19 protein-coding genes are annotated in these 20,064 nt (G+C 68.0%); 8 read left to right on the top strand and 11 right to left on the bottom strand.

The features are described from left to right. Position 1 precedes the first annotated feature (1 nt). Positions 2-1,075: a (3aS,4S,5R,7aS)-5-hydroxy-7a-methyl-1-oxo-octahydro-1H-indene-4-carboxyl-CoA dehydrogenase gene (ipdC, locus tag JDV09_RS04265; RefSeq protein ID WP_221367854.1), complete on the top strand. Its 1,074-nt coding sequence runs from the start codon at positions 2-4 to the stop codon at positions 1,073-1,075. Between the two features lie 45 nt (positions 1,076-1,120). Further along, positions 1,121-2,233, top strand: a complete 1,113-nt coding sequence (locus tag JDV09_RS04260; protein ID WP_221367853.1) for an NDMA-dependent alcohol dehydrogenase — start codon at positions 1,121-1,123, stop codon at positions 2,231-2,233. A 79-nt stretch (positions 2,234-2,312) separates the two neighbouring features. Here the strand turns inward: JDV09_RS04260 and fadA6 are convergent, their stop codons facing one another. The 4 genes from fadA6 to ipdE1 are packed head-to-tail and all read right to left on the bottom strand — an operon-like array spanning position 2,313 to position 6,047. Further along, entirely contained in the window at positions 2,313-3,461 is a 1,149-nt protein-coding gene (gene fadA6, locus JDV09_RS04255; protein ID WP_221367852.1) for a steroid 3-ketoacyl-CoA thiolase FadA6, read from the bottom strand. Then, entirely contained in the window at positions 3,458-4,084 is a 627-nt protein-coding gene (kstR2, locus tag JDV09_RS04250) for a TetR family transcriptional regulator KstR2 (protein ID WP_221367851.1), read from the bottom strand. The genes fadA6 and kstR2 overlap by 4 nt, the downstream gene beginning before the upstream one ends. After that, the gene (gene ipdF, locus JDV09_RS04245) at positions 4,081-4,869 is read right to left on the bottom strand and encodes a (5R,7aS)-5-hydroxy-7a-methyl-1-oxo-2,3,5,6,7,7a-hexahydro-1H-indene-carboxyl-CoA reductase (protein WP_221367850.1); all 789 of its coding nucleotides are present in this window, start codon (positions 4,867-4,869) and stop codon (positions 4,081-4,083) included. Before ipdF ends, kstR2 begins: the two co-directional genes overlap by 4 nt. Continuing rightward, positions 4,866-6,047: an acyl-CoA dehydrogenase IpdE1 gene (gene ipdE1, locus JDV09_RS04240; protein ID WP_221367849.1), complete on the bottom strand. Its 1,182-nt coding sequence runs from the start codon at positions 6,045-6,047 to the stop codon at positions 4,866-4,868. Before ipdE1 ends, ipdF begins: the two co-directional genes overlap by 4 nt. A 59-nt stretch (positions 6,048-6,106) precedes the next feature. Between ipdE1 and fadD3 the strand changes: the two genes are divergently transcribed. The 5 genes from fadD3 to JDV09_RS04215 all read left to right on the top strand — a co-directional run bounded on the left by fadD3 (position 6,107) and on the right by JDV09_RS04215 (position 11,907). Further along, positions 6,107-7,666 carry a 3-((3aS,4S,7aS)-7a-methyl-1,5-dioxo-octahydro-1H-inden-4-yl)propanoate--CoA ligase FadD3 gene (fadD3, locus tag JDV09_RS04235; RefSeq protein ID WP_221367848.1) on the top strand — a complete coding sequence of 520 codons (1,560 nt, stop codon included), beginning with the start codon at positions 6,107-6,109 and terminating at the stop codon, positions 7,664-7,666. 1 nt (position 7,667) lies between these two features. Further along, positions 7,668-8,819: an acyl-CoA dehydrogenase family protein gene (locus JDV09_RS04230; RefSeq protein ID WP_221367847.1), complete on the top strand. Its 1,152-nt coding sequence runs from the start codon at positions 7,668-7,670 to the stop codon at positions 8,817-8,819. Between the two features lie 5 nt (positions 8,820-8,824). Continuing rightward, a complete protein-coding gene (locus JDV09_RS04225; RefSeq protein ID WP_221367846.1) occupies positions 8,825-9,778 on the top strand; it encodes an acyl-CoA dehydrogenase family protein in 954 nt (317 codons plus the stop codon). Beyond that, a complete protein-coding gene (ipdE2, locus tag JDV09_RS04220; RefSeq protein WP_221367845.1) occupies positions 9,775-10,716 on the top strand; it encodes an acyl-CoA dehydrogenase IpdE2 in 942 nt (313 codons plus the stop codon). The genes JDV09_RS04225 and ipdE2 overlap by 4 nt, the downstream gene beginning before the upstream one ends. A gap of 78 nt (positions 10,717-10,794) precedes the next feature. Then, the gene (locus JDV09_RS04215) at positions 10,795-11,907 is read left to right on the top strand and encodes a pyridoxal phosphate-dependent aminotransferase (protein WP_221367890.1); all 1,113 of its coding nucleotides are present in this window, start codon (positions 10,795-10,797) and stop codon (positions 11,905-11,907) included. Positions 11,908-11,937: 30 nt separating this feature from the next. Here the strand turns inward: JDV09_RS04215 and JDV09_RS04210 are convergent, their stop codons facing one another. The 3 genes from JDV09_RS04210 to JDV09_RS04200 form a co-directional block, all read right to left on the bottom strand. After that, entirely contained in the window at positions 11,938-13,686 is a 1,749-nt protein-coding gene (locus JDV09_RS04210; RefSeq protein WP_221367844.1) for an HNH endonuclease signature motif containing protein, read from the bottom strand. 266 nt (positions 13,687-13,952) lie between these two features. Continuing rightward, entirely contained in the window at positions 13,953-14,633 is a 681-nt protein-coding gene (locus tag JDV09_RS04205; protein ID WP_221367843.1) for a CoA transferase subunit B, read from the bottom strand. Next, positions 14,630-15,397 (bottom strand): CoA transferase subunit A, encoded by a 768-nt coding sequence (locus tag JDV09_RS04200; protein ID WP_221367842.1) that lies wholly within the window; start codon positions 15,395-15,397, stop codon positions 14,630-14,632. The genes JDV09_RS04205 and JDV09_RS04200 overlap by 4 nt, the downstream gene beginning before the upstream one ends. Positions 15,398-15,569: 172 nt before the next feature. Between JDV09_RS04200 and JDV09_RS04195 the strand changes: the two genes are divergently transcribed. Next, a complete protein-coding gene (locus JDV09_RS04195; protein ID WP_221367841.1) occupies positions 15,570-16,358 on the top strand; it encodes an IclR family transcriptional regulator in 789 nt (262 codons plus the stop codon). On the opposite strand, the gene hsaB is transcribed toward JDV09_RS04195, so the two are convergent. The 4 genes from hsaB to hsaA are packed head-to-tail and all read right to left on the bottom strand — an operon-like array spanning position 16,359 to position 19,929. Further along, positions 16,359-16,925: a 3-hydroxy-9,10-secoandrosta-1,3,5(10)-triene-9,17-dione monooxygenase reductase subunit gene (gene hsaB / locus JDV09_RS04190; protein ID WP_308123998.1), complete on the bottom strand. Its 567-nt coding sequence runs from the start codon at positions 16,923-16,925 to the stop codon at positions 16,359-16,361. A 16-nt stretch (positions 16,926-16,941) separates the two neighbouring features. Continuing rightward, positions 16,942-17,847: an iron-dependent extradiol dioxygenase HsaC gene (gene hsaC / locus JDV09_RS04185; RefSeq protein WP_221367839.1), complete on the bottom strand. Its 906-nt coding sequence runs from the start codon at positions 17,845-17,847 to the stop codon at positions 16,942-16,944. After that, positions 17,844-18,731: a 4,5:9,10-diseco-3-hydroxy-5,9,17-trioxoandrosta-1(10),2-diene-4-oate hydrolase gene (gene hsaD / locus JDV09_RS04180; protein WP_221367838.1), complete on the bottom strand. Its 888-nt coding sequence runs from the start codon at positions 18,729-18,731 to the stop codon at positions 17,844-17,846. The genes hsaC and hsaD overlap by 4 nt, the downstream gene beginning before the upstream one ends. Positions 18,732-18,744: 13 nt before the next feature. Then, complete coding sequence (gene hsaA, locus JDV09_RS04175) at positions 18,745-19,929, bottom strand: 3-hydroxy-9,10-secoandrosta-1,3,5(10)-triene-9,17-dione monooxygenase oxygenase subunit (RefSeq protein WP_221367837.1); 1,185 nt, start codon at positions 19,927-19,929, stop codon at positions 18,745-18,747. Between the last annotated feature and the right edge of the window lie 135 nt (positions 19,930-20,064).

Raw genomic sequence — 20,064 nt, 5'->3', positions numbered from 1 at the left:
TATGACCTCCCGACTGAAAACCCCGCTGACCGAGCTCGTCGGCATCGAGCATCCGGTCGTGCAGACCGGGATGGGCTGGGTGGCGGGTGCGCGGTTGGTGTCGGCGACGTCGAACGCCGGCGGCCTGGGCATCCTGGCCTCGGCCACGATGACCCTGGACGAGCTCACGACCGCGGTGGCCAAGGTGAAGTCCGCCACCGACAAGCCGTTCGGTATCAACATCCGTGCCGACGCCGGTGACGCGAACGACCGCGTCGATGTCCTGATCCGCGAAGGAGTCAAGGTCGCCTCCTTCGCCCTCGCCCCCAAGCCGGACCTGATCGCCCGGCTCAAAGAGGCTGGCGTGGTGGTTATTCCGTCGGTCGGGCTGGCCAAGCACGCGAAGAAGGTCGCGGGCTGGGGCGCCGACGCGGTGATCGTGCAGGGCGGTGAGGGCGGTGGCCACACCGGCCCGATCGCCACCACGCTGCTGTTGCCGTCGGTGCTCGACGCGGTGGCCGACACCGGCATGCCGGTGATCGCGGCGGGCGGGTTCTTCGACGGCCGCGGTCTGGCCGCCGCGCTGTGCTACGGCGCCGCCGGTGTCGCGATGGGCACCCGGTTCCTGCTGACCTCGGACTCCACGGTCCCCGACGCGGTCAAACAGCGGTACCTGGCGGCGGCGCTGGACGGCACCGTGGTCTCCACCCGCGTCGACGGCATGCCGCACCGGGTGTTGCGGACCGGCCTGGTGGAGAAGCTGGAAAGCGGATCGCCCATCCGCGGTTTCGCCGCGGCGGTGCGCAACGCGCAGAAGTTCAAGAAGCTGACCGGCATGACGTGGCGGTCGATGATCAGCGACGGCCTCGAGATGCGCCGCGGCAAGGATCTGACGTGGTCGCAGGTCGTGATGGCGGCCAACACGCCGATGCTGCTCAAGGCCGGTCTGGTCGAGGGCAACACCGAGGCCGGCGTGCTGGCCTCCGGACAGGTCGCCGGCATCATCGACGACCTGCCGTCCTGTACCGAGCTGATCGAGGGCATGGTCGCCGAGGCCGTCGAACACCTGCAGTCGGCAACAAGTTACATCGTCTAGGCGATTCCACCCTGCCGGTCCGGCGATCTTCCTAGACTCCGACGGGTGAAGACCAACGCCGCGATTCTGTGGGAATTCGGATCCGACTGGACCATCGAGGAGATCGACCTGGCACCGCCACGCGACGGTGAGGTGCTGGTGTCGTGGGAGGCGACCGGCCTGTGCCACTCCGACGAACACGTGCGCACCGGCGACCTGCCCGCGCCGCTGCCGATTATCGGCGGGCACGAGGGCGCGGGAATCGTGCGGGAGGTCGGCCCCGGTGTCGTCGGCCTGGCTCCGGGTGACCACGTGGTCGCCTCGTTCCTGCCCGCCTGCGGCCGGTGCCGGTTCTGTTCGACCGGGCATCAGAACCTGTGCGATCTCGGCGCGATGATCATGACCGGAACCCAGCTCGACGGCAGTTACCGGCGCCGGCTGCGCGGTCAGGACATCGGGGTGATGGCCCTGGTCGGAACGTTCTCGCAGTACGGCACCGTGCCGGAGGCCTCGGTCGTCAAGATCGACGACGACCTACCGCTGTCGCGGGCCTGCCTGCTCGGCTGCGGTGTCACCACCGGTTGGGGCTCGGCGGTCAACACGGCCGACGTCCGGCCCGGCGATACCGTGGTGGTGATCGGGTGTGGCGGCATCGGCAGCGGCGCCATCCAGGGCGCACGGCTGGCCGGTGCCGAGCACATCGTCGTCGTCGACCTGGTGGACGCCAAGCGGGACAAGGCGATTCAGTTCGGCGCGACGCACTTCACCACCTCGCTGCCCGAGGCCACCGCACTGGTCGCCGAGCTGACCCGTGGGGTGATGGCCGACTCGGCCATCCTGACCATGGGCCTGCTCGAGGGCGCGATGCTCGAAGACGCGGCCAACATCATCCGCAAGGGCGGGGCCGTCGTGATGACCGCGATCGCGTCGATGAACGACACCACCCCGACACTGTCGATGATGATGTTCACGCTGTTCCAGAAGCGGCTGCTGGGCAGCCTGTACGGCGAGGCCAACCCGCGCGCCGACATTCCCCGGCTGATGAGCCTCTACCGGGAGGGCAAGCTGCTGCTCGACGAGACCGTCACACACGAGTACAAGCTGGCGGAGGTCAACGAGGGCTACGCCGACATGCGCGCGGGCCGCAACATCCGGGGCGTGATCCTGCACGACCACTGATCCGCCGAACTGGCATTCCGGCAGGCGCCTTCTCGGCCTTCTTCTGCTGGAATGCCATTTCGGCGGCGCGCGGGCACGGCTACAGGCGTTCGATGATGGTCACGTTGGCCGTGCCGCCACCCTCGCACATCGTCTGCAGGCCGTAGCGTCCGCCGATGCGCTCCAGTGTGTTCAGCATCGTCGCGAAAAGCTTTGCGCCGGTGGCACCGAGCGGATGCCCGAGCGCGATGGCACCCCCGTTGGGGTTGACCTTGTCCGGGTCGGCCCCGGTTTCCTTGAGCCACGCCTGCACGACCGGGGCGAATGCCTCGTTGATCTCCACGGTGTCGATGTCGTCGATCGACAGACCGGTCTTCTCCAGTGCGTATCGGGTGGCCGGAATCGGTCCGGTGAGCATGAACACCGGATCCGCACCACGTGCGCTGATGTGGTGGATGCGCGCACGTGGCCGCAGACCGTGATCCTTGACCGCCTGCTCGGAGGCGAGCAGCACCGCGCTGGCGCCGTCGGAGATCTGGCTGGCCATCGCCGCGGTCAGCCGGCCACCGTCGGTGAGCGTCTTGAGGCCGGCCATCTTCTCCAGCGAGGTCTCCCGCGGCCCCTCGTCGGTACGGAACCCGTCGATCTCGATGATCTCGTTCTCGAAGTACCCGGCCCGGATGGCGGCCTGGGCCCGCTGGTGGCTGGTCAGCGCGAACCGCTCCATGTCCTCACGTGAGATGTCCCACTTCTCGGCGATCAACTCCGCCCCGCGGAACTGGGAGATCTCCTGATCACCGTAGCGGTGTAGCCAGCTCTTCGATTCGTTTGTGGGTGAGGTGAATCCGAACTGCTCGGCGACGGTCATCGCAGAGCTGATCGGGATCTGGCTCATGTTCTGCATGCCACCGGCGACGATCAGATCGGCCGTGCCGGACATGATCGCTTGGGCGCCGAACGAGATGGCCTGCTGGCTCGACCCGCACTGCCGGTCGACGGTGACCCCGGGCACCTCCTCGGGGTAACCCGCGGCCAGCCAAGACAACCGCGCGATATTGCCGGCCTGCGGCCCGATCGTGTCCAAGCAACCGGCGATGACATCGTCCACCGCACCCGGGTCGATGTCGACGCGTTCCAACAACCCGCGCCAACCCACCGCTCCGAGGTCCACCGGGTGCACACCGGCCAGCGAACCGTTGCGCTTACCGACGGCGGTGCGCACCGCATCGATGACATACGCCTCAGTCATTGGTGTTCTCCTTCTGTCGTGATGCCACCGAGCACGATGGCGAGGTATTGGTTGCCGACCTGTTCGGCCGTGAGCGGTCCGCCGGGCTGATACCAGCGGACCGAAACCCAGGTGGTGTCGCGGATGAAGCGGTAGACGAGATCGACGTCGAGATCGGGCCGGAAGCTGCCCTCGGCGACGCCCTGTTTGAGGACCTCCACCCACATCCTGCGTTGCTCGCGGTTGCGCTCCTCGAGAAAGCCGAACTGCGGCAGTGGGTTCAGCCGCTTGGCCTCATCCTGGTAGATGACGACCTGCGCGTGCCGATGCTCGATGGCCTCGAACGAGACCATGAACAGTCCCTTCACCCGCTCCATGGGATCCGCCGTGCCGGCGACGATCTCCTCGTACCGCGTGAAAAGCCAGTCCAGGAAATCCCGCAGGACCTCCTCCACCATTTGTTCCTTGGACTTGAAATGGTGATACAGGCTGCCGGAGAGGATTCCCGCGGAGTCGGCGATGTCACGGACCGTGGTCGCCCGCAGCCCGCGCTCAGCGAACATCGTCGCGGCGAGCCGCAGCAGCTCGTCGCGTCTGGTGTTGGCCGGCGGACTCGGTACCGCCGCTGCACGCTGGGTGGTCATGGGTGCTGGCTCGACACCGAGATCACTTCTCCAGTCAGGTAACTGGAGTAGTCGCTGGCCAGAAACGCGATCGTGGCCGCGACCTCCCACGGCTCGGCCGCACGGCCGAACGCCTCACCCTCGGCCAGCCGGTCCAGCAGCTCCGAGCTGCTGGTCTTCTCCAGGAACTTGTGCCGGGCGATGCTGGGGGCAACCGCGTTGATCCGCACGCCGTAGTCGACCGCCTCGATCGCGCTACAGCGGGTCAGCGCCATCACCCCCGCCTTGGCCGCGGCGTAGTGCGCCTGCGAGTGCTGGGCACGCCAGCCCAGCACGCTGGCGTTGTTCACGATGACACCGCCGTGCGGCACGTCGCGGAAGTACCGCAGCGCCGCACGGGTCGCGCGCATCACCGAGGTCAACGTCACGTTCAGCACGCGGTCCCACTCGTCGTCGGTCATGTCGACGACCGGCGTCTGGCCGCCCAGGCCGGCGTTGTTGACCAGCACATCAAGGCGTCCTACGGCGGCCACCGTCTGGCTGATCAGCGCGTCGACCGCGGCGGTGGACGTCACGTCGCACACCACGCTCTCGACGCGGCCGAGGCCGAGTTCGGCCAGCTGGTCGCGGGTTTCACCCAACCGTCGTTCGTGGTAGTCGGAGACGACGACGTCGGCACCTTCCGCGAGGGCACGCCGGGCCACCGACGAGCCGATGCCGGTTCCGGCGGCCGCGGTGACCAGCACGACCTTGCCGGTCAACAGGCCGTGTCCGTCGATCTCCTTCGGCGCGATGGCCAGTGTCACAATCCTTTCACCTCCCTGGGCAGGCCGAGCACCCGCTCGGCGATGATGTTGCGCTGGATCTCGTTGGATCCGCCGTAGATGGTGTCGGCGCGGGAGAACAGGAACAGCCGCTGCCACTCGTCGAACTCGCCGTCCGGCAGGGTCAGGCCCGCCATGCCCTGCACCTCCATCGCGATCTCGCCGAGTTCACGATGCCAGTTGGCCCACAACAGCTTCGACACGGAATCTTGACCTCCGCCCATGTGGCCGCCGAGGCGGCCCCGGTGCTGCCCCAGGTCCATCGTGGCCAGCGCATAGGAGCGCATCGTCTTCAACCCGGCCCACGACCGGGTGAGTCGTTCCCTGATCACCGGGTCGTCGGCCGTGCCGGTGCGCTTGGCCAACTCGACCAGATTGGAATGCTCACGGGCGTAACGGATCTGCTGGCCCAGCGTGGAGACCCCGCGTTCGAACGTCAGCGTCCCCATCGCGACCCGCCAGCCGTCGCCAGGCTCGCCGACCACCAGATCGGCATCGGTGCGGGCGTCGTCGAAGAAGACCTCGTTGAACTCCGAGTCCCCGGTCAGCTGGATGATCGGCCGGATGTCGACGCCCGGCTGGTCCAGCGGGACCAGCAGGTAGGACAGTCCGGCGTGCCGCTTGGAACCCTTCTCGGTGCGCGCCAACACGAAGCACCATTGCGCCCAGTGCGCCAGCGACGTCCACACCTTCTGCCCGTTGACGATCCACTGGTCACCGTCGAGCACCGCGGTCGTCGAGACGTTGGCGAGATCGCTGCCCGCACCCGGTTCGGAGTAGCCCTGCGACCACAGCTCGGTGACATCGAGGATCCTGGGCAGGAAACGCTTCTGCTGCTCGGGGGTGCCGTAGGCGATGAGGGTGGGTCCGAGCAGCTCCTCACCGAAGTGGTTGACCTTGTCCGGGGCGTCGGCCTTGGCGTACTCCTCGTAGAACGCGACGCGGTGGGCGACCGACAGGCCCCGGCCGCCGTGCTCTTCGGGCCAGCCCAGGCAGGTCAACCCGGCCGCGGCCAGATGGCGGTTCCACGCCAGCCGCTCGTCGAACGCCTCGTGCTCGCGGCCGGGCCCACCCAGGCCCTTCAGCGCGGCGTATTCGCCGACCAGGTTGGCGGCGAGCCAGTCGCGGACCTCGGCCCTGAACTCCTGGACCTCTATCACCCCTGTAGGCTAACCTACCAAGCACTTGCTCGGGTACCCCGATCCCCAGAGGAGTTTCGATGACGACCTCCACGAGAACCACTCCGGCGGTTCTCGACCGGATCGCGGCTGAGCTTCCCGACCACGACGCAGTGGTGACACCGGCACAGACGCTGACGTTCGCCGTGCTGCGCATGCAGGTCCGGCAGGCCGCCGCGGCGATGATCGACTTCGGCCTCGAGCCCGGCGACCGCGTGGCGATCTGGTCGCCGAACACATGGCACTGGGTGGTGGCCTGCCTGGCCACCCATTGCGCGGGAGGGGTCCTGGTTCCGTTGAACACCCGCTACACGGCCGGCGAGGCCACCGACATCCTGTCCCGCACCGGCGCGCCACTGCTGTTCGCCTCGGGCGAGTTCCTCGGCACCGACAAGGCCGCCGGCGTGGATCCCGAGGCGCTGCCCACGCTGCGTCATGTGGTGCGGATCCCGGTCGACTCGGACGACGGAACGTGGGACGAGTTCATCGCCCGCGCCGCGAACGTCGAGTTGACCGAGGTCGACGCCCGCTCGGCAGCCGTCGGGCCCGACGACGTCTCCGACATCCTGTTCACCTCCGGCACGACCGGCCGCAGCAAAGGCGTATTGTGCGCACATCGCCAGTCGCTGGACGCATCAGCGGCGTGGGCCGCCTGCGGACAGGTCGGCAGCGACGACCGCTACCTCTGCATCAATCCGTTCTTCCACAACTTCGGCTACAAGGCCGGAATCCTGGCCTGCCTGCAGACCGGCGCCACGTTGATCCCGCAGCTCACGTTCGACCCCGAGCAGGCGATGGCCACGGTGCAAGAACAGCGGATCACCGTGCTGCCCGGGCCACCGACGATCTACCAGACCCTGCTCGACCACCCCGGGCGCCCCGACTACGACCTGAGCTCGTTGCGGTTCGCGGTGACCGGCGCGGCCACCATCCCGGTGGTGCTGATCGAGCGGATGCAGAGCGAGCTCGACATCGACGTCGTGCTGACCGCCTACGGGCTGACCGAGGCCAGCGGCTTCGGCACCATGTGCCGCGCCGACGACGACGCGGTCACGGTCGCGACCACGTCGGGACGCCCGATCGCCGACTTCGAGCTGCGGATCGCCTCGGCTGACGACACGGAGACCGGTGAGGTGCTCTTGCGCGGGCCCAACGTGATGCTCGGCTACCTCGACGACCCCGCCGCCACCGCCGCGGCGATCGACGCCGACGGCTGGCTGCACACCGGCGACGTCGGCGCGCTCGACGACGCGGGCAACCTCAAGATCACCGACCGGCTCAAGGACATGTACATCTGCGGAGGGTTCAACGTCTACCCGGCCGAGGTCGAGCAGGTGCTGGCCCGGCTGTCCGGCGTCGCCGAGGCCGCGGTGATCGGGGTACCCGACGATCGGCTCGGCGAGGTCGGCAAGGCGTTCGTCGTCGCACTGCCCGGCGCCCGGCTCGACGAACAGACGGTGATCGACTACACCCGCGAGCATCTCGCCAATTTCAAGACCCCGCGTTCGGTCCAGTTCATCGACGCACTGCCGCGCAACCCCGGCGGCAAGGTCGTCAAGCCGCAGCTGCGCGGCCTCGCCGACAGCACTGAAAGGGCCTGAGTTGGACCTCGACTTCGACGCCCACACCCGCGCCTTCCAGACCGAGGTGCGCGAGTTCCTCACGGCGAAAAGGGATTCGTTCCCGACGAAGTCCTACGACACCGCAGAGGGTTTCGAGCAGCATCGGCGCTGGGACAAAGTACTGTTCGACGCCGGCCTGTCGGTGGTCACCTGGCCGGAACGTTACGGCGGCCGGGACGCCACCCTGCTGCAGTGGGTGGTCTTCGAGGAGGAGTACTTCCGCGCCGGTGCCCCGGGCCGGGCCAGCGCCAATGGCACGTCGATGCTGGCCCCGACGCTGTTCGAACACGGCACTGAGGAACAGCTCGATCGCGTACTACCGAAAATGGCCAGCGGAGAGGAGATCTGGGCGCAGGCCTGGTCGGAACCCGAGTCGGGAAGCGACCTCGCCTCGCTGCGATCGACGGCCACCAGGACCGACGGCGGCTGGCTGCTCAACGGACAGAAGATCTGGAGTTCGCGCGCCGTGTTCGGCGAACGGGCGTTCGGGCTGTTCCGGTCGGATCCGCAAGCCCAACGGCACAAGGGCCTGACGTACGTGATGTTCGACCTGAAGGCCGACGGCGTGACGGTCCGCCCGATCGCCCAACTGGGCGGCAACACCGGATTCGGTGAGATCTTCCTCGACGACGTGTTCGTCCCCGACGAGGACGTCATCGGCGAGGTGCACGACGGCTGGCGTGCGGCGATGAGCACGTCGAGCAACGAACGCGGCATGTCGCTGCGCAGCCCGGCCCGGTTCCTGGCCCCCGCGGAACGACTTGTCGCACAATGGAAGGACAATCCCGATCCGGCGTTCACCGATCGGGTCGCCGACGCCTGGATCAAGGCACAGGCCTACCGGCTGCACACCTTCGGCACCGTCACCAGGGTGGCGGGCGGCGGCGAACTGGGTGCAGAGTCGTCGATCACCAAGGTGTTCTGGTCCGAACTCGACGTCGCGTTGCACCAGACGGCGCTGGACCTGCGCGGGGCCGACGGCGAGCTCGCCGATCCTGCCGCACGCGAGGAGGCGAACTACAACTGGACCGACGGGCTGTTGTTCGCGCTCGGCGGGCCGATCTACGCCGGAACCAACGAGATCCAGCGCAACATCATCGCCGAGCGGCTGCTGGGCCTGCCCCGAAAGTAGACCACGTGAACTTCGAGATCGACGAACAGCAGCGCGACTTCGCGGCCAGCATCGACGCGGCGCTGGGGGCGGCCGATCTGCCCGGCGCTGTCCGATCCTGGGCGGCCGGCGATACCGCGCCCGGGCGCAAGGTGTGGGCCCAGCTGGCCGACCTCGGCGTTACCGCCCTGCTGGTCCCCGAGAAGTTCGACGGTATCGAGGCGCACCCCGTCGACCTGGTGGTGGCGGCCGAACGGCTGGGCCGCTGGTGCGTCCCGGGGCCGGTCACCGAATCGATTGCGGTGGCGCCGATCCTGCTCGCCGACGACGAACGAGCCACGGCCCTCGCCTCCGGTGAACTGATCGTCACGGTAGCGGCACCACCGCTGGTCCCCCGCGCGGTGGACGCCGACACCGCAGGCCTGATCCTGTACGCCGAGGGCGGCTCGGTGCGGGACGCATCGCCCGCCGATCACCAGGAGTCGGTGGATCCCAGCCGAAAGCTGTTCTCCGTCAACCCCTCCAGTGAGTCGCGGACCGCCGACACCGGTCGCGCCTTCGAGTTCGGCGCGCTGGCCACCGCTGCGCAGCTGGTCGGCGCCGGGCAGGCCATGCTCGACGCCGCCGTGGAATACGCCAAGCAGCGCAGCCAGTTCGGCACCGTGATCGGCACCTACCAGGCGATCAAACACAAGCTGGCCGACGTGCTCATCGCCGTGGAGCTGGCGCGCCCGCTGGTGTATGGGGCGGCGCTGTCGCTAGCCTCAGAGTCGCCGGACACCGCCCGCGACGTCAGCGCCGCCAAGGTCGCCGCCGCCGACGCGGCGCTGCTCGCGGCCCGCTCTGCATTGCAGACCCACGGCGCCATCGGCTTCACCTCCGAGCACGACCTGTCGCTGCAACTGTTGCGGGTGCAGGCTCTTCGCCCCGCGTGGGGCGATCCGGCCTGGCACCGGCGCCGAGTACTGGAGGCCTTGTGAGCGAGGAACGGGAACTGTTGCGCGACACCGTCGCAACGCTCGTCGATAAGCACGCGTCACCCGAGGCCGTGCGCGCGGCGATGGACTCCGAGCATGGCTACGACAAGGCGCTGTGGACGATGCTGTGCGAGCAGGTCGGCGCCGCTGCGCTGGTGGTGCCCGAAGAACTGGGCGGTGCCGGCGGAGAGTTGGCCGACGCCGCGGTCGTCATCGAGGAACTGGGCAAGGCTCTGGTGCCCACGCCGCTGTTGGGGACCACGCTCGCCGAGCTCGCGCTGTTGTCCGTCGACGAACCCGACGCCGAGACCCTGGAGAGACTGGCCGAGGGCGCCTCGATCGGCACCGTGGTCTTCGACGCGGGATATGTCGTCAACGGCGATGTCGCAGACGTGGTCATCGCCACCGACGGTGACACCCTGACCCGCTGGACCTCCAACAGCGCGCACGCCGCGGTGGCGATGGACCCGACCCGGCGGCTGTCCCGGGTGACACCCGGCGGCACCGCGCGGATCGGTCCGGACCCCGGACTGGCCGGCCTCGCCGCGATCCTGCTGGCGTGCGAGCAGATCGGCGCCGCGTCGCGCTGCCTGTATCTGACCGTGCAGTACACCAAGGACCGGGTGCAGTTCGGCCGTCCGATCGGAAGCTTCCAGGCGCTCAAGCACCGGATGGCGGATCTCTATGTCGCGGTGCAGTCCGCGCGGGCGGTAGTCGACGAGGCGTTGGCCGAGCCGTCCCCGACCGGGGCCGCGCTGGCCCGACTGGCCGCCAGCGAGGCCTTCTCGAAGGTCGCCGCCGAGGCCGTGCAGATGCACGGTGGCATCGCGATCACCTGGGAAAGTGACATCCAGCTGTACTTCAAGCGGGCCCACGGCAGCGCCCAGCTGCTCGGCCGGCCGCGCGAACAGCTGCGCCGCCTGGAATCCGAGGTGTTCTAGCCTGAGACCGTGACTTCTGCGGACGCGAGGAGCAACAAGGGCCCAGCGCTTCGGTCCGGGATTCCGCCGTTCTATGTGATGGATGTGTGGTTGGCCGCCGCGCAGCGCCAGCGCACGCACGGCGATCTGGTGAATCTGTCGGCGGGCCAGCCCAGCGCCGGTGCCCCGACGGCGGTGCGCGACGCCGGGGTCAAGGCGCTGAGCGACAACCAGCTCGGGTACACGGTGGCACTGGGGATCCCGGAGCTTCGCGCCGCGATCGCCGGGTCTTACCTCGACCGGCATCAGCTCACCGTCGACGTCGACGACGTCGTCATCACGACGGGCTCCTCCGGCGGCTTCCTGCTGGCGTTCCTGGCCTGCTTCGACGTCGGTGACCGGGTCGCGATCGCCAGCCCCGGGTACCCCTGCTACCGCAACATTCTCTCGGCGCTGGGCTGCGAGGTGGTGGAGATCCCCTGCGGACCGGACACCCGGTTCCAGCCGACGGTGCAGATGCTGGCCGAGCTGGACCCGCCGGTGGCCGGGGTGATCGTGGCCAGCCCCGCGAACCCGACCGGCACGGTGATCCCACCCGAGGAGCTCGCCGCGATCGCCTCCTGGTGCGACTCCACGGGAACGCGACTGATCAGCGACGAGGTCTATCACGGGTTGGTGTACGAGGGCTCCCCCGAGACCAGCTGCGCGTGGCAGACGTCCAGGAATTCCGTTGTGGTCAACAGCTTTTCGAAGTATTTCGCGATGACCGGCTGGCGACTGGGCTGGCTGCTGGTACCGCAGGAGCTCAGGCGGGCGGTGGACCGCCTCACCGGGAACTTCACCATCTGCCCACCGGTGCTCCCGCAGGTTGCCGCCGTCGAGGCGTTCACACCGGGGTCCATCGCGGAGGCCGAGTCCCTGCTGGACGGCTATACGGCCAACCGGCGGATGCTGCTCGACGGCCTACGGGCGATCGGTATCGACCGGCTGGCGCCCACCGACGGCGCGTTCTACGTCTACGCCGACGTCTCGCATCTGACCACCGACTCGCTGGCGTTCTGCTCGAAGCTGCTGGCAGATACGGGGGTTGCGATCGCCCCGGGTGTCGACTTCGACACCGTGCGCGGTGGCGCATTCGTGCGACTGTCGTTCGCCGGCCCGTCCGGCGACATCGAGGAGGCACTGCGCCGCATCGGCGCCTGGCTGGCATAGCGCAGTATGCGCCACTGTTGGCGGCGGGGTTCACGAGCTCGCATCAGTGACATTGGCTTTGCGTTCGTCGTCGATACGGCGGGCTCGGTCTTGGGCGCGGGTAGTGGCGCGTTTGGGCATGGTCAGTCCGGCGGTGTGCTTCGCCGGTGCACTGGTGCTGCCGGTGACCTCGGCGGTGGGGGCGCACAGTTCGGGGAACAGCACCCGGCTGCCGGGATAGGTCGTGTGTTTGTTGCCGTCCGGGTCGGTCCAGATGATGGTGCCGTCGGATAGCTGTCGGTTGTGCCAGCCGGGCCAGAAAGTCTTCAGCAGGTGGTGTTCACGGCACAGGCAAGCGAGGCCGGAAGCCGTCGTCGGACCGTACGGGTACGGGTTGGTGTGGTCGATGTCGCAGACGGTGGCCGGCTTGGTGCAGCCGGGAAACCGGCAGGTCTGGTCGCGACAGCGCACGAATCGTGCAAGCGCTGTGGAGGGCCGGTACCGCGGCTCGGGCGGTGCCTGACCGGGGTGGCGCACCGGCGTGATGGCGGCGTGCACGGCGAGCTGGGCGATGATCGGGGCGGGCAGTACCGCACCGCCGAGGATCACCCCGGGGCGTGCGGGGCAGTGCTCGCCGGAGTCGGTGTTCAGCGCGGCCGTCAGCCCCGACAAGGTGTAGCTGTACCAGGGCTTCGGCAGGAGCGGGGGCTGCTCGCCGACCAGGGCCCGGCGCTGCTCAGCCAGGTCGCCCACGGGCGCTGCCGTGGCCTCGGCGCCATGGCTCAGGTTCTGCGTCGGCGTCGGGTCCGGGTTCCGCGTCGGCTCCGAGCCGGATTCGTTGCCCGGTCCATCGGGTTCAGGCGCGGAAGGCGTTGGGGCGGCGTCGGACTCAGTCGGCGACGGCACGGCGCCAGGCCCGGTCGAAGGCGGTGGCGAGGCAGCGGGGCCGGTCGGCGGTGGTACCGGTCCGGTGTCCGACGGGGTGTTCGCGGCGACGGTGTCGGGGTGGGCGAGGACGTGGATGACCACCCCGCCGGCGGCCGGTCTGGCCGCTGCATCGCAATCGTCCGTCTCGCAGAGGCAGGGCAGTCGGTCCCAGCCGAACCCCATCGCACCCAACGCGGCCGCGCGGCGCTGATCCAGAGTTCGGGGATCCCGCTCGCAGACTGTGCGGGCCAGCGCGTCGAGCCGTTGATCAACCGCTGCACCGTCAGTGGCCAGCAGCGCCGCATCCAGATGCGCGACACCGGAGCCGCCGTCGACGGTGATGTCGGCGTGGCAACCCCGGCTATTGGACTGGGTGCGGCGCACCGCGAAGGGATCGTGGCGCGCAACCAGTGCATCTATGGCCTGCTCGGCCTCGTGGCGCGACATCGCCGCCGGTGAAGCGAGCAAGGCGGCCAGGTCGGCGTCGACCGCCCGCAGCGCGGCCTGATCGGTGACCAGCAGGGTGCGCGCACAGATCAGGTGCACCAACCGGTAGCCGATGCGGCCGACGGCGAAGATCGCGGCCAGCTTCGGCAGCCGTTCCCGCAGGGTCAGTGCATCGGTCAGCAGCCCGGAGGCCACTCCGCTGGTCACCGCGTGGGCGGCGCCGATCTGGGCGCAGACCGCGCCCCAGTTGTCCAGCCGCCACTGTTCGCGCTCGGCCGAGCCGTCAGCGGCGTGGGCGGCGGCGAGCATGTCGGCCATCGCCGCCAGCCGTGCCGCACACGCGGCATTCTCCAGCCGGGAGCATGCCGCGACCCGGGCACCCGGGGTGCGGGCGGAGTCCGCCTCGGCGACCAGCAAATCGAACACATATTCGAATGTAGTCGGGCGCTCAGGCCTTCGCCGACGCTAGTCCCAGCATTGGCTCCGGCTGTGGAAAAAATCGGAACTGTGTACAACCCACTCGACGATGCCCGGAAATGTCAGTGGGCAACGGTAGGAGCACCTGCCGGATCAGGGCAGGTTGAGAAACGGCTCACGCCACGCGGGTCAGGCAAGCGTGCCCGTCTGGCGGGCACAGGGATCGACGAAGGTGCGCAGGTCGGGCAGGCGCGCAGGTCAGGCAGGCGCGCAGGTCAGGCAGGCGCGCCGGCAAACTCCGCACCGACAGTCAGCGGGGCGCCCGTCGCGGCCCGGATCTGATCGATCGACACGCCCGGGGCTGTCTCCACGAGGATCAGCTCACCGTCGGTCCCGACGTCGACGACCCCGAGATCGGTGACGATCCGGTGCACGACCCGCTCACCGGTCAGCGGGAGACTGCACTGCTCGACGATCTTCGGATTGCCCTGCTTGTCGGTGTGTTCCATCAGGACGATGACGTGTGCCGCCCCGTGTACCAGGTCCATCGCGCCACCCATGCCCTTGACCATCTTGCCGGGCACCATCCAGTTCGCCAGATCCCCGTAACGGGAGACCTCCATGCCGCCCAGGACTGCGACGTCGATGTGGCCACCGCGGATCATCCCGAACGAGATCGCCGAATCGAAGAACGCCGCACCCGGGAGCACCGTGACAGTCTCCTTGCCCGCGTTGATGAGGTTGGCGTCGACCTCGCTCTCGGTCGGATAGGGGCCGGTGCCGAGGATGCCGTTCTCGGAGTGCAACGTCACCCGGACGTCGGCCGACAAGTACGCAGGCACCAGAGTAGGCAGCCCGATGCCGAGGTTCACATACTGGCCGTCCTCGAGTTCGCGAGCGACCCGCCGCGCCATCTCGGTGCGGCTCCAGCCTGGCTTGGTTTGCGGCTCGGTCATGCTGATTCTCCTGCCTCGTCCCGGACCGTGCGCTTTTCGATTCGTGCCCGCTGCGGCCCGGTCTCGACGATCCGCTTGACGAAGACGCCGGGCAAATGGATGGCGTCCGGGTCGAGTTCACCTGGCTGCACCAGCTTTTCGACCTGGGCGATGGTGATGCGGCCGGCCATTGCCGCCAGCGGATTGAAATTCATCGCCGTCTTGTCGAACACCAGATTGCCATAGGTGTCGCCGACGCTCGCGTGCACCAGGGCGAAGTCGGTCCGGATTCCGGTCTCCAGGACGTACCGCTGACCGTCGAACTCGCGGGTCTCCTTCGGCGGTGATGCGACGGCGACCGATCCGTCCGCGGCGTAGCGCCACGGCAGGCCGCCGTCGGCCACCGGTGTTCCGACGCCAGCTGGTGTGAAGAACGCCGGGATTCCGGCTCCGCCCGCCCGCAGCCGCTCGGCGAGGGTGCCCTGCGGGGTCAGCTCGACCTCCAGTTCACCGGCCAGGTACTGCCGGGCGAACTCCTTGTTCTCGCCCACGTATGACGCCGTCACGCGGCGGATGCGCCCGAGGCCGAGCAGCACTCCGAGCCCCTCACCGTCGACGCCGCAGTTGTTGGAGTACACCTCCAGGTTGTCCACACCGGAAGCGGCGAGCGCTTCGATGAGCGCATCGGGAATGCCGCACAAGCCGAAACCGCCGACTGCGAGGGTGGATCCACTGCCCACGTCCGCGACCGCCGCGTGGACGTCCTCGACTACCTTACTGGACATCAGTATGACAACTTCCTGTCGATGCGTTCGCTCAACGAACGCGAGGTGTTCACGCCCATGACACCACTGATGGCGTGACACCACAAGGTTTGAGCTGCGGCACGGAAATCTGTTCGCCTGACGGGACGGCGAACCCATACTGCGTCCACTCAGTGGACGCTATGCTGTCATCGTGACCCAACCCGGAGCGCCGGTCATCTCCCGCGTCGCGGCCATCCTGCGAGCCGTCGGTGGCACCGGCGGTGCGGGCGCCACCACCACCGCGCTCGCCCGCAGCGCCCACATACCGCGGGCTACGGCCCACCGCATGCTCACTGCGCTGGCCGACCAGGGCCTCATCGACCGAGAACCCGACACCGGGCTGTGGTACCTCGGCCCGGAGATCTTCCTGCTCGGGTCGATCGCGACGACTCGTTACGACGCTGCCGCCGTTGCCGGCGACATCCTGCACGCACTGGCCCACGAGACCGGAGAGAGCGCCTTCCTGTCGGCGCGCCGCGGCCAGGAGTCGGTGTGCGTGTCTGCGGTTGAGGGCAGCTTTCCGCTTCGGTCGCACATCCTCTACCCGGGCCGGCGGTTCCCGCTGGGAGTGGCATCGGCAGGCTTGGCGATCCTCGCGCACATGCCCGACGCCGACTGCGAACGCCACCTATCCGACAGCGACCTCGAGAAAAGCTGGGGTAGCACACATTCACGTTCGGCGATCGAAAACCGGATCAGCCAGACCAGGATCGACGGCTACTCGGTCAACCCAGGTCTGATAGTCGAAGGCAGCTGGGGTATCGGCGCCGCGGTGTTCGATGCACTGAACCAGCCCCAGTGGGCGTTGAGCCTGACGGGCGTGGAATCACGATTTGCCGGCGAGCGCACGGATCAGCTCGGCCAGGCACTGCTACACGCGGCGCACATGCTCACCCAACGCCTCAAACACAGAACCGAGCCCGCACCGCACCAGACGTAGCTACAGCCAGGTGTCGTCGGTGGTGGCGGTCAGGAACGCCTCGAGGTCGTTTCGCCAGTCCGCCGGGGTGGTCTTGTCGGGCTCGATGCCGGTGTACTGGCCCTGGTAGAACAACAGCGGCCTGGGCTTCTTCCTCGGCACGTCCGACAGCGAGTGCACCGCGCCGAAGACGACGTAGTGGTCGCCCCCGTCGTGCACCGAGTGCACGGTGCAGTCGATGTGTGCGAGCGTGCCCGCGATCACCGGGGATCCGAGCTGCGACGGCGACCAGGCGATTCCGGCGAACTTGTCAGACTCCCTGGATCCGAATCGCGCCGAGACGTCCTTCTGGCTCTCGTGCAGGATGTTCACGCAGAATCGGCCGCTGGCCTCGATGACCGCAAACGAGCGCGACACCTTGGTCGGGCAGAACAACACCAGCGGTGGATCCAGCGACAGCGCGGCGAACGACTGGCAGGCGAACCCGACCGGGGCGCCCTCGTGCTCGGTGGTGATCACCGTGATGCCGGTACAGAACTGCCCCAGCACATTGCGGAATGTGCGCGGATCGATGGGGGGTTTGGACACTATCGATGAACGCTCGTCACTGGCCCTTGAAGCCCACGCTGAAGTCGTGGCCCCACAGCGAGACGGCGGTGCTCTCCCTGGCGACCCAGCCGTCGTCATCGACTTCCATTCCCTCGCAGCCGAACTCGACGTCGAAGCCGCCAGGCGTCTTCATGTAGAACGACAGCATCTTGTCGTTGACGTGCCTACCCAAGGTGGCCGACATCTTGACCTTGCGCCGCAGCGCGCGGTCCAGGCACAGGCCGACGTCGTCGGAGTTCTCCACCTCCACCATCAGATGTACGATCCCGCTGGGCGTCTCGCCGGGCATGAAGGCCAGGCTGTGGTGGCGCGGGTTGACACCCAGGAACCGCAGCCAGGCCGGGGCGCCGTCGACCGGCCGGCCCACCAGCTGCGGCGGCAGCCGCATCGAGTCGCGCAGGCTGAAGCCGAGCACATCGCGGTAGAAGTGCAGCGTCTCGGAATCGTCTCGGGTAGTCAGCACGACATGTCCGAGGCCCTGCTCCGCGGTCACGAACCGGTGCCCGTAGGGGCTGACAACCCTGCGGTGCTCCAGCGCGAGGCCGTGGAACACCTCCAGCGTGTTGCCGGACGGGTCGTCGAAGACGATCATCTCGTCCACCCGCCGCTCGGCGAGCTCGACCGCGCTCGCCTCCTTGTAGGGGGTGCCCTCGATGTCCAGGCGCCTTCGCATGTCCTGCAAACCAGCGGTATTCGCCGCCTCCCACCCGGACGCCAGCAGCCTGTCGCGCTCGCCGGGGACGATCACCAGGCGCGCGGGGAACTCGTCCATCCGCAGATACAGCGCGCCCTCGGTACTGCCCGACCCTTCCACCATGCCGAGCACCTTGAGACCGTATTCGCGCCAGGCCCCGACGTCGGTGGCCTCGATCCGCAGATACCCCAACGAACGGATGGTCATGCGGAACCTCCGAGGAAGTCGATGGTGAGCTTGTTGAATTCGTCGAACTTCTCCAGCTGCGCCCAGTGCCCGCACTGACCGAAGACGTGCAGCTGGACACGGGGAATCTGCGTGAGCGCCAACAGCGCACCGTCGAGCGGGTTGACCCGGTCCTCGCGGCCCCAGATCAGCAGCACCCGTTGGCGCAGCTTGTAGACGTCGCGCCACATCATGCCAAGCTCGAAGTCTGCCCCGGCGAACGACTTGCCCATCGCCCTGGTGGCCGCCAGCGAATCGGGGTCGCTGGCGATGGCGAATCGCTCGTCGATCAGTTCATCGGTGATCAGGCTCTGGTCGTAGACCATGATGCGCAGGAACTTCTCGATGTTCTCCCGGGTCGGCTCGGCGGCGAACCGGCCGAGCAGTTTGACCCCTTCGGTGGGATCCGGGGAGAACAGGTTCACGCTCAATCCGCCGGGCCCCATCAGCACCAGCCGGCCCGCCCGCTTCGGGTTGTCCAGGGCGAACCGCACCGCGGTGCCGCCGCCGAGCGAATTGCCCACCAGCGCAGCACGTTCGATACCGAGGTGGTCGAACAGGTTCAGCACCGCGGTGGCGCTGTAGCGGTTGTACTGCTCGTGCTCGGTGTGCTTGTCAGAATGCCCGTAGCCCGGCTGGTCCACGGCGAGCACGTGGAAATGCCGGGCGAACACACCGATGTTGCGGCCGAAGTTGGACCAGCTCGACGCACCCGGACCACCGCCGTGCAGCAGCACGACGGTCTCCGGGTTGCCGACGCCGGCCTCGTGATAGTGCAACCGCATGTCGTCTCGCACCTGCGCATACCGCGATGTCGATTCGAAGGTGATCTGCTGCTGGGCAGCCTCGGCGGCGAAGGAAGTCATCGGGTCCAGCCCATCACACCATCGTGTCCTGCGGCGGCAGCCCGAACGCGTCATTGCCGAAGATCAGGTACGCCCGCTCGGGCTCGTTGGCCGCGTGCACCCGGCCGGCGTGTGCGTCGCGCCAGAACCGTTGCACGGGCTGATCGAGTTGCAGAGCCGTCGCACCGGAAGCCTCGAACAGCAGATCGATCGAGGCGATCGCCCGTGCGGTGGCCCGGACCTGGTCGCGACGGGCGCTGGCGCGCAACGAGAACGGGATCTCCTCGCCGGCCTGCAACAGTTTGTACTCGTCGCCGACATTGCCGATCAGCTGGCGCCAGCCGGCGTCGATGTCGCTGGCCGCCTCGGCGATCCTGATCTTCGCGAACGGGTCGTCCTTCGACTTCTCGCCGGCGAATGCCGCGCGCACCCGCTTGCCCTGATGCTCGACGTGCGCGTCGTAGGCGCCATACGCCATCCCCATGATCGGAGCGCTGATCGTGGTGGGATGCATGGTGCCCCAAGGCATCTTGTAGACGGGAGCGGTGTTGTTCCGGTAACCGCCCGCGGTGCCGTCGTTCATCGCCCGGTACGACAGGAACCGGTGGCGCGGCACGAAGACGTCCTTGACCACCAAGGTGTTACTTCCGGTCGCTTTCAAGCCGACCACGTTCCAGACATCGTCGATGCGGTAGTCGGTGCGCGGGATCAGGAAGCTGCCGAAGTCAACCGGCTTACCGTCCTTGATCACCGGACCGCCGAGGAACGCCCACGTCGCGTGGTCACAGCCCGACGACCACTGCCAGGCGCCGCTGACCAGATAACCGCCGTCGACGACGGTGCCCGCGCCCATCGGTGCGTACGAGGACGACACCCGCACGGCCGGATCGCCACCCCAGACGTCGTCCTGAGCCTGCTGGTCGAACAGCGCCAGGTGCCAGTTGTGCACGCCGAGGATCGAAGCGACCCAGCCGGTGGAACCGCACGCGCTGGCGATGCGCCGCACGGCCTCGAAGAAGAGGGTCGGATCACATTGCAGCCCGCCCCACTGCTCGGGCTGGAGCAGCTTGAAAAACCCGACCTCGTCGAGTTCGGCCACGGTCTCGTCGGGCAGTCGCCGCAACTCCTCGGCGGCGGCGGAGCGCTTGGCGATCCGCGGCAGCAGATCGTCGATACCGGCGAGAACCGACTGCGCGTCGCGCTGTTCAATGGACGTCACTGGTTTGCCTCCAAAGGCGTGCGAACTGACCTACAAGAGATTAGAACACGTTACGATTTGTGTCGAGCAGCGGCGTCCTGTGGCGGCTGGACCTGCAGACATCCATTTCTGTAACCTGTTCTAGTTATGTACCGA

It is taken from the genome of Mycolicibacterium xanthum (assembly GCF_019710635.1).
In the GTDB taxonomy this organism is placed as follows: domain Bacteria; phylum Actinomycetota; class Actinomycetes; order Mycobacteriales; family Mycobacteriaceae; genus Mycobacterium; species Mycobacterium xanthum.
This window is presented reverse-complemented; position numbering and strand designations above follow the sequence as displayed.